6 protein-coding genes are annotated in these 6,190 nt (G+C 48.4%); 5 read left to right on the forward strand and 1 reads right to left on the reverse strand.

The genetic code is table 11. From position 1 onward, the window contains the following. The first annotated feature begins 12 nt into the window (after window positions 1-12). The 3 genes from ACFCTO_RS05460 (at window position 13) to ACFCTO_RS05470 (ending at window position 3,089) form a co-directional block, all read left to right on the forward strand. Complete coding sequence (locus ACFCTO_RS05460; RefSeq protein WP_020311455.1) at window positions 13-702, forward strand: response regulator transcription factor; 690 nt, start codon at window positions 13-15, stop codon at window positions 700-702. A gap of 3 nt (window positions 703-705) precedes the next feature. Then, the gene (locus ACFCTO_RS05465) at window positions 706-1,980 is read left to right on the forward strand and encodes a sensor histidine kinase (RefSeq protein ID WP_292262360.1); all 1,275 of its coding nucleotides are present in this window, start codon (window positions 706-708) and stop codon (window positions 1,978-1,980) included. 74 nt (window positions 1,981-2,054) lie between these two features. Then, the gene (locus ACFCTO_RS05470) at window positions 2,055-3,089 is read left to right on the forward strand and encodes a 3-deoxy-7-phosphoheptulonate synthase (RefSeq protein WP_302420032.1); all 1,035 of its coding nucleotides are present in this window, start codon (window positions 2,055-2,057) and stop codon (window positions 3,087-3,089) included. A gap of 344 nt (window positions 3,090-3,433) precedes the next feature. On the opposite strand, the gene ACFCTO_RS05475 is transcribed toward ACFCTO_RS05470, so the two are convergent. Then, window positions 3,434-3,844: an ACT domain-containing protein gene (locus ACFCTO_RS05475; protein WP_292302193.1), complete on the reverse strand. Its 411-nt coding sequence runs from the start codon at window positions 3,842-3,844 to the stop codon at window positions 3,434-3,436. A 166-nt stretch (window positions 3,845-4,010) separates the two neighbouring features. On the opposite strand from ACFCTO_RS05475, the gene ACFCTO_RS05480 reads away from it, so the two are divergent. Together ACFCTO_RS05480 and ACFCTO_RS05485 are read left to right on the forward strand one after the other, a co-directional pair. Then, window positions 4,011-4,460 carry a hypothetical protein gene (locus ACFCTO_RS05480; protein ID WP_292302194.1) on the forward strand — a complete coding sequence of 150 codons (450 nt, stop codon included), beginning with the start codon at window positions 4,011-4,013 and terminating at the stop codon, window positions 4,458-4,460. A 512-nt stretch (window positions 4,461-4,972) separates the two neighbouring features. Then, window positions 4,973-6,100, forward strand: a complete 1,128-nt coding sequence (locus tag ACFCTO_RS05485; protein ID WP_499876499.1) for a DUF262 domain-containing protein — start codon at window positions 4,973-4,975, stop codon at window positions 6,098-6,100. The last annotated feature ends 90 nt before the right edge of the window (window positions 6,101-6,190 follow it).

Genomic DNA, 6,190 nt, shown 5'->3' on the forward strand with positions numbered 1-6,190 from the left:
GGGGGAAACGCTATGCGCCTTCTATTAGCTGAAGATGAAAAAGAAATGTCCGCAGCTCTGTCTGCCATCCTGACCCATTCGGGATACGATGTCGATGCCGTCTATGACGGCCAGGCTGCCGTCGAAAAAGCCCTGTCCCAGTCCTATGACTGTATGATCTTCGACATCATGATGCCGAAGAAGGACGGCGTCCAGGCCTTGAAGGAAATCCGCGACAAAGGGAATATGACGCCGGTCATCATGCTGACGGCCAAAGCCGAAATCGACGACCGCATTACCGGCCTCGACGCCGGTGCCGACGACTACTTGACCAAGCCCTTCGCCATGGGCGAACTCCTGGCCCGCCTGCGCTCCCTGACGCGGCGGTCGACGTCCTATGCGCCGTCGAAACTCACTGTCGGCAATGTCGAACTCGACGTGGAAGAACAGGAACTGGCCTGCCGCAATTCTATCCGCCTGGCCAATAAGGAAACGAAGCTCATGAAATTCTTCATGGCCAACGCCGGCAAAACCCTGTCGACGGCCCAGATCTTCGATAACGTCTGGGGCGATGAAGAAGACGACGTCGATGAAGGCATCGTCTTCCTTTACGTCTCGTATTTACGGGAAAAGCTCGAAGCCGTCCAGGCCGACATTGAAATCGTCGGCCAAAGAGGGCAGGACTATGCCTTGACCGTGAAAGAAGCGTCTGCGGAGGGTTAGACCATGAATATGATCAAGCGCCTGCGCCGTAAATTCATCATCATGGCGACAATCGGCGTCCTCGTCGTCCTCGGCGGCGCCCTGGGCCTCATCAATACCATCGCCTATATGCGGATGAATCAGCAGGTCATGTCGGTCCTGACCTATATCATCCATAACAACGGCGCTGTGCCCCAGAAAATCGGCGGCGACGATGGCAGTTTCTTCAGCGACCCGTCATGGACCGAAGAAACGCCGGAATTTGCCTACCAGATACGCTTTTTCAGCGTCCTCGTCAATGCCGGCGGCTATGCGGAAAAAATCGACATCCAGCACATCGCTTCATTTTCTGAAAAAGAAGCCATCGACTATGCCCGGACGACTGTCGCTGAGGCGCGGGAAAACGGGACGAAACAGGGCTTTTTCAAAAAGAACCGGGCCAGTTATGCTTATATGATTCAGCCCAACGACGACGGCAGCTTCCTCATCGTCATCCTCGACTGTACGCGCGACGTCGCCGCCGTCGCTTCGTTCATGCGCTATTCGCTCTGGTTTGGCCTGGGCTGCGTCATCTTATACGTCATCATCCTGGCAGCCATGTGCAACGTCGCTATCCGTCCCTTTGTGCGCAACATGGAGAACCAGAAGCGTTTCATCACTAACGCCGGGCACGAACTCAAGACACCGATTGCCATCATCTCGGCCAACGCCGAAGCCATTGAGATGCTCAATGGCCAGAGCCAGTGGACGGACAGCATCCTCAAGCAGGTCCGCCGCCTGTCCAACCTGATCCAGGACCTCATCATGCTGTCCAAGATGGGCGAACGATCCCAGGTCGACCTGGTCATTACCGACGTGAACTTGTCGGAAACGGTCCATGCCGTAGCCGACTCCTTCCAGCAGCTGGCCATTGACGCCGAAAAGACCTTGACGACGGCCATTGCCGACGGCATCCACGTCAAAGGCGACAGTAAGTGCCTCTATGAACTGGTCAACATCCTCGTCGACAATGCCGTCAAGTATTGCGACGACAAGGGGACCATCGACGTCTCCCTGCGCCGGGGCCGCCTGGGAAAGGGGGCTGTCGTCGCCGTGACCAACACCTATGCCGACGGGGCCAATGTGGACTATTCCCGCTTCTTTGAACGCTTCTACCGTGGCGATACGTCCCATAACAGTCAGAAGGCCGGATACGGCATCGGCTTGTCCATGGCCGAAGAATTGACGAAACTCATGGGTGGCAAGATCAATGTATCCTATAAGGCCCAACGTATAACGTTTACTGTCCGGCTGGGCTGATTTTCCCTATAGGGAAAGGCCGCAACCTGTGCTATAATGTGACCAACATCACTTTTACTCAGGGGGAAGATATTATGGAAATGCAAATGGAATATATCCGAAAATTACCGGAACCACAGGAACTGATGGAACAATTTCCCATCGACGACAAGGTCAAAGCCGTCAAGGCGAAACGGGATGAAGAAATCAAGAACATCCTGACCGGCCAGGACGACCGCTTCCTGCTCATCATCGGTCCCTGTTCGGCCGACAATGAACCGGCTGTCCTCGATTATATCCATCGCCTGGTCAAGGTCCAGGAACAGGTCAAAGATAAAATCTTTATCATCCCGCGCGTCTACACCAGCAAACCCCGTACCATCGGCGTCGGCTATAAGGGCATGCTCCATCAGCCGGACCCGGAAGGCAAGGAGGACATGCTGGGCGGCATCATCGCCATCCGTGAAATGAATGCCCGCGTCGTCCGCGAAACGGGCTTTACCTGCGCCGAAGAAGTCCTCTATCCGGAAATCTTCCGTTACTTGTCGGACCTCTTGTCCTATGCCGCCGTCGGTGCCCGGTCCGTCGAAGACCAGTTCCACCGCATGATCGCCAGCGGCGTCGGTATCCCTGTGGGCATGAAGAACCCGACATCCGGTGACATTTCGGTCATGCTCAACTCCATCGAAGCCGCCCAGCACACGCAGGATTTCCTCTTCCGCGGCTGGGAAGTCCGCACCAAAGGGAACCCGCTGGCCCATGCCATCCTGCGCGGTTACGTCGACAGCTTCGGCAACAGTATGCCTAACTACCATTATGAAAACCTCCAGCGCCTGTACGAAGCCTATGGCAAGCGGGACCTGTCCTATCCGGCCGTTATCGTCGACGCCAACCATGCCAATTCGGGCAAGAAATACCTCGAACAGATACGCATCGCCAAAGACGTCATCCACAGCCGCAAGCACTCGGCCGACATCAAACAGCTGGTCAAGGGCTTGATGATCGAAAGCTACATCGAAGACGGCAATCAGAAAATCAGCGAAGGCACCTATGGCAAATCCATCACCGACCCCTGCCTGGGCTGGGAAAAATCCGAACGCCTCATCTACGACATGGCAGAATTGCTGTAATTAGTGGCTCGTGATTTGTAATTCGTGATTCGTTTTTGCGGTCTTATAGCCGCACTGTAGGAGCTTCTCTATAGTTTGTAGTACGGAGTTTGTAGTTTGTAGAAGAGGGCCTTAAATTTAAAACCAACCCCTAGCCCCTAATCCCTAACCACTAACCCCTAGCCACTAACCCCTAGCCACTAGCCACTAGCCACTAACCCCTAGCCACTAGCCCCTAGCCACTAACCCCTAGCCACTAGCCACTAGCCACTAACCCCTAGCCACTAGCCACTAGCCACTAACCCCTAGCCACTAGCCACTAGCCACTAAAAAAAGAGCTGTCGCACATGCGACAGCTCTTTTTTTTAAAACGTATCCAACAATACATATCCTTTACCGCGCAGGAACGTTTCCGTTTCCATTTCGCGGGTCTTGAAGATGGCGACCGGTGTGCCGGCCTGGCGGTTATAGGAAATATACAAGTAGTCAATGGAAATATTGGCCTGGCGGAGGCTGTCGAGGATTTTGTCCAGACAGCCCGGCGTATCACCCATTTCGACGGCGACGACTTTGTCCATATGACATTGGTAGCCGGCTTCCTGCAATTTCGAGACAGCCAGTTCCGGATTGGTGACGATGAGGCGGATGATGCCGAATTCTGCGCTGTCATTGGCCAGCATGGTGTAGATATTGATATTGGCATCGGCTAAGACCGACGTCATCTTGCGCAAGGCGCCCTTCGTGTTTTCAGCGAATACAGAAACTTGATTGAGCATAAATCGAAATCCCCCTTGGTGATAAAATATTGTGACGTTGTCCCCATTTTACCATAAAAAGACAGGCTTGTAATGGGGATGGGATTTGTTAAACGTTTCAGAATGGGCGAGTCATGATATAATAAAAGCATAGGAACTATGTTTTTTACAATACGAGGTGAGGGCTATGCCAGCTCGATTGGTCATCTTCTTATTTTTACTGCTCACAGGCACTGCCAAACTCTATATGTGGCTCGGCGTCACGGACCCCTTGAAAGCCGTCATCGCGGCGACCCTGACGACCTTTGTCATCATCTGTGGCCTGCGGCGGAGCGGCCAGAAACAGGCCGAACAAAAAGAACGGGAAAAGACAGCGGCAGCTGAAAAAGAAAAAATCCAGTCGGCTCAGGAACCCGTAAAGACGAAACATCGACTCGATGCCGACGATGCGGCCTTCCTGTCAGCCGTCGGCACAGGCCTTATCCTGCACGAACTCCACGAACGGAACAAAGAACAAGAACGGGCCGAACGCGATTACGACGGGAATTGGGATAACCCCGATGACGACAGCCAGTACGACGATAACCAGTACGACGATAGCCAGTATGACGATAGTCAATACGACGATTGGGAGTGATGGAGATTTCACAGGCAGCCGGTCGCCTCGGACTCAGATGCGACTTCGCCGCGACAGACTCAGGATTTGATTACGACCATATGCCATTTGTCATAAATTCTGTCCGTACATAGGATTCACGGCGGGACGCCTTTGCAGGACGTCCCCTACGATATCGCATACAGGCGATAAAAATTATGCGGCTGTGTGCCGCATCCGTAGGGGCTGTCCCAAAGGGCAGCCCGCTGTGAGATTTAGTCATAGACTATTTTGATATAATTGCGGGCTGTATGCTTTTTGTTCGCAAGGTGTTGACTATAAGAAAACGCAAGGCAGTTGTTAAAACGGACAGCAGAAGTGGTAATTCGTATAATATTTTCTGTAATATCATCCGTTGGAAATAGGGCGGCTTAAAACTTTTAATACACCTTAGATCCTTTTATTGTGATTTTTTACTTTATTATAGATCTTGAAAAATACAAACTGATGTGATCTAATAGAGTATAATAATAAATATAAATGGAGGCTGTATTATGTCAAAAACAGGTACAATTTTATCTGTAATGAAACCTATTGCGGATATATTGATGAATAATTATACGCCATACTTTATTCCCGACTTTCAGAGAGATTTCGTTTGGGGAGAAAAAGAAGTTACAGAACTGTGGGAAGATATAAAAGCGGATACAGATGTATTTCAAAAAGAAACAGATGAATTGGAAGGCTACTTATTGGGGAATATTGTTTTGATACAAGATGATGTTAATAATCGCAAAATTGTGGTGGACGGACAGCAGCGGTTGACGACATTATCCCTTATGGGATTGGCCTTACAGATGATTATACAAAAGAAAATTATTGATACTGAAGACCAGACCCCTGCGAATGCTTACAGTATGGTATCAGATTTAAGAAAGAGCTATAGCATTGTCAATGATATGGGGGAATTTAAAGATCTTAAGATTCAACATGACAGTGGACTTAATTTTGGACAATATTACCGTAAATTGATTAGTGGAGAATCTGATGAGAATGATATTTTAACAGATGCAGATAAAAACATCTGTGCTGTTTTTGATAAAATGTATGAGTCGATTGATGAAGAACTCAATAATGAGCAGTTATTTCATTTTTTTGCATATTATAAATTGAAAATAATGTTGATTGAAACGACAGCACCTACTGAAGCAAAAGCCTTTCAGCTATTTGAAATTTTAAATGATCGTGGCAGATCGCTGGAACCAATGGATTTGATAAAAAATATATTTTTAAAAGCGATTGTGACTGATTTGAAGTCGAATACAGCTAAAGAAAATTTTAATGAAAATTGGCGAGAATTAATTAATAATCTTCATATACCCAAGACTCCTATCCAGTCGTCTACTTTTTTGAAATACTTTGTAGTAGCTTGTTATGGTGATAATAATAAAGCAGAAGACCTCTATCAGTATTTTAAGAATAAAAATTTGTCTGGCCAGGAAGTTACTGAGTTTGTTAATAAAATGGTTCAAGCATCACGTATTTATGCGAATATTGAAAATAAAAACTACGGGTACTTTTTGGACGATATCAATATGTCCATCTTATTTGAAATTTTAAAAATTAAACAGTTTAATCCAATCTTAATTTTATTTTATAATCAGCAGTTTACAACTTTTTGAACAAATAAATATCGCGTAACCACACTTTGAAGTATAATGAATCTGCTCAAAAACATCATTCCAAAGGAGTTACGCGATGATTTCATTATA

Source organism: Megasphaera indica, from assembly GCF_046614755.1.
In the GTDB taxonomy this organism is placed as follows: Bacteria; Bacillota; Negativicutes; order Veillonellales; family Megasphaeraceae; genus Megasphaera; species Megasphaera intestinihominis.

What these genes read in the sequence shown, in the direction of transcription:
- ACFCTO_RS05460 (WP_020311455.1), top strand. Translation starts at nt 13, where the DNA reads ATGCGCCTTCTATTAGCTGAAGATGAAAAAGAAATGTCCGCAGCTCTG.
- ACFCTO_RS05465 (WP_292262360.1), top strand. Translation starts at nt 706, where the DNA reads ATGAATATGATCAAGCGCCTGCGCCGTAAATTCATCATCATGGCGACA.
- ACFCTO_RS05470 (WP_302420032.1), top strand. Translation starts at nt 2,055, where the DNA reads ATGGAAATGCAAATGGAATATATCCGAAAATTACCGGAACCACAGGAA.
- ACFCTO_RS05475 (WP_292302193.1), bottom strand. Translation starts at nt 3,844, where the DNA reads ATGCTCAATCAAGTTTCTGTATTCGCTGAAAACACGAAGGGCGCCTTG.
- ACFCTO_RS05480 (WP_292302194.1), top strand. Translation starts at nt 4,011, where the DNA reads ATGCCAGCTCGATTGGTCATCTTCTTATTTTTACTGCTCACAGGCACT.
- ACFCTO_RS05485 (WP_499876499.1), top strand. Translation starts at nt 4,973, where the DNA reads ATGTCAAAAACAGGTACAATTTTATCTGTAATGAAACCTATTGCGGAT.